1 protein-coding gene and 1 pseudogene are annotated in these 2,247 nt (G+C 46.1%); one reads left to right on the forward strand and one right to left on the reverse strand.

Annotated elements, in window-relative coordinates:
* A partial coding sequence (locus tag LPA49_RS22050; protein WP_230237769.1) for a Tn3 family transposase occupies nucleotides 1-208 on the forward strand: 208 nt, incomplete at its 5' end.
* Between the two features lie 87 nt (nucleotides 209-295).
* Here LPA49_RS22050 and LPA49_RS22055 read toward each other — a convergent pair.
* Nucleotides 296-2,146, reverse strand: a pseudogene (locus tag LPA49_RS22055) (Tn3-like element ISShfr9 family transposase); the annotation flags it as partial.
* Nucleotides 2,147-2,247: the final 101 nt, after the last annotated feature.

Consider the following 2,247-nt stretch of genomic DNA (forward strand, 5'->3'; position numbering starts at 1 on the left):
GTTACTAAACTATCAGAAATGGGAAGAAAGTCTGCACTTATTGCACTTTGAAGAAGTTGGTGACGAGGAAAAAGCAGCAATAACTCGACAAGTATCACCCGTTGCATGGCAGAATATTAATCTGAGCGGCACTTATCAGTTCGCTAGTAACCGCAAACTACCTGATTTACAGGAAATAACTAGGCCTATTGTTGAAAATGAAGTCTAAAATGAAAGGTAACCCAGCTCCACAAGCCATTAACGGCGAGGTTTGTAGCGATTTATGTTACTTTAGAGGGGAAAATCCCTAGAACCCCAGAATGGCCAGTAAATCATCCTGATGAGTGAACCCTTGTTTTTGTATCGGAAGTACATGAGTCAGACATTTCATGAACCCGGTTTCGCGCTCTACATACCGCAGTACATCCGCGATACCGACCGGTTGCATTCGCTTAAAAAAGGGATTGTTGACCAGAGATGTAGCGCTTTTGGTCGGCAGACGCCAGCGGGTACCGGTACGATTTTTCATGATCACATTTCGATTGTCTCCCTCATCAATATGGAGAGCAACGTCTTTGAGTGCACTTTCCAGCCGGTGTTGTTTCTCCTGTAACAATAACTCTGCGGGCTGTTTTAGTCTGTCCAGTGTTGATGAGGCCAGCAAGGTATCCTGCGATGTCTGGGGGATCAGGTCGTCTTCCAGTGCGCGGTATTTGGTAACATTTGGCAAATAAATGCGTCCATTCAGTCGTGAGGTTAACTGCCGGTAGAGCAGCCATTCGTAACGTTGCGGGTTAACGTTATCCTGTTTAACCAACCATGGGAGGTGCTTTTTCGGGATGAGCGACGTATCCATCGTCTTCAGTGGTCCACCGAATGCGATTTCCGTCTGCATCTGTTGAAGTTGGGCGACGACGGCTTCTGAGCCTTTACCGGCCTCACATTCAAGGCACAAGAACACCTGCCTTAACAGTTGCTCCAGGAGATTGCATTGTTCATCGTAATGTTGCCACTGGTACTCTTCCACGGTCCGTTTCTGTTTTTTCAGGTAAAGGCAGAGGGTCTGGATATCCCTGTCATTCATGACCTTCAATGCCTGTTGTCTGACTACTGAGAAGGGTTGATTATCATCAATGTTCTCATCCACAAACAGATGCAGTAACTCTGCCGCTTTCGTGACATTGTCCGCGGCTGACTGCCAGGACAGGAACACTGCTTGTTGTGCAAAGGTGTTGGCAGCTTCTTGTTGCTTGCGGATATGGTAAATGAACCCATCAGTTAACCGTTCCAGTGCCAGTTGTATCCGCTCTGTCAGGTGACATAGCAACCATAGATGCTGCTGTGCGCGTTTGAATCGTTTGAGTTTACTACCGTAATAGTTGATGAGCTCACCGAAGTGTTGTCGATTTTTAAGAGACAGATTAAGCCCATCGATAACGCCATTGATTTGCGTGCGCCATGGCGCTAACTGATGATAAAGGGCAAGCTCTTTTTTAAGTTCAGGTACGGTCAGACTTTTTGCACCGCCTCTGAGCTGGTTCAGGCTTAGTCCGTCATCAATGGCTGTTATGCTGTCCAGAAAGACGTGAAGTTCAGGACTGGTGAGTTGATTAAGTTGGTGCGCCAGGTCTTTTCTGACCTGCTGCATCGCTCTGCTTATCAGTCTCTGGAGTACGGTGTACCTAGGGATAGCAATGCTGTGACTGGTTAGGAATTCAATAGCAGTATCAAAGAGGTAACGCGGCTCCAGCCAGGCATTGCCCACCTGAACAAGGTGGTCGAAAAGAGAATTGAAGTGCTGACTTTCGTCCCATTTGTGATAACCAGCAAGGTCTAATACTTTTGCGTAGAGTCGATCTTTTTGTTTTTGTGAGGGAGTGAATGGTCTGAGCCCCTTGCCGCCAAGCAGCTCTTTACTGATGAACATTAAATCCTTAGAAACCTGCGAGTAAGCGATATCTAGGATGACGGGCTTTGATTTGAAGTATCCCAAAATCGCGACAAAGTAACATCTATGAACTCTGAGACGAATTGACCGAAAAACTGCCAATTCCGCATCGTTCAGAGAAAAGTACAGACGTTGTTCTTCGATTGAAAAAATGGGTGGGGAATAAAGATTTGCCTGTTCTGCTCTCGTGAGAATAGTAATTTCGTTTTTGATGGCCATATCAGGGCTGTTCCGTATTAAATGTACGATATTTACCTAATTTGCCACACTTATAAGTAGTAACCCACCTCCGCAGCCATTTATTGGTGTGGTCTACAGAG

Origin of the sequence: Pseudoalteromonas sp. MB41 (genome assembly GCF_020966275.1) — a bacterium.
GTDB classification, from domain to species: Bacteria; Pseudomonadota; Gammaproteobacteria; order Enterobacterales; family Alteromonadaceae; genus Pseudoalteromonas; species Pseudoalteromonas lipolytica.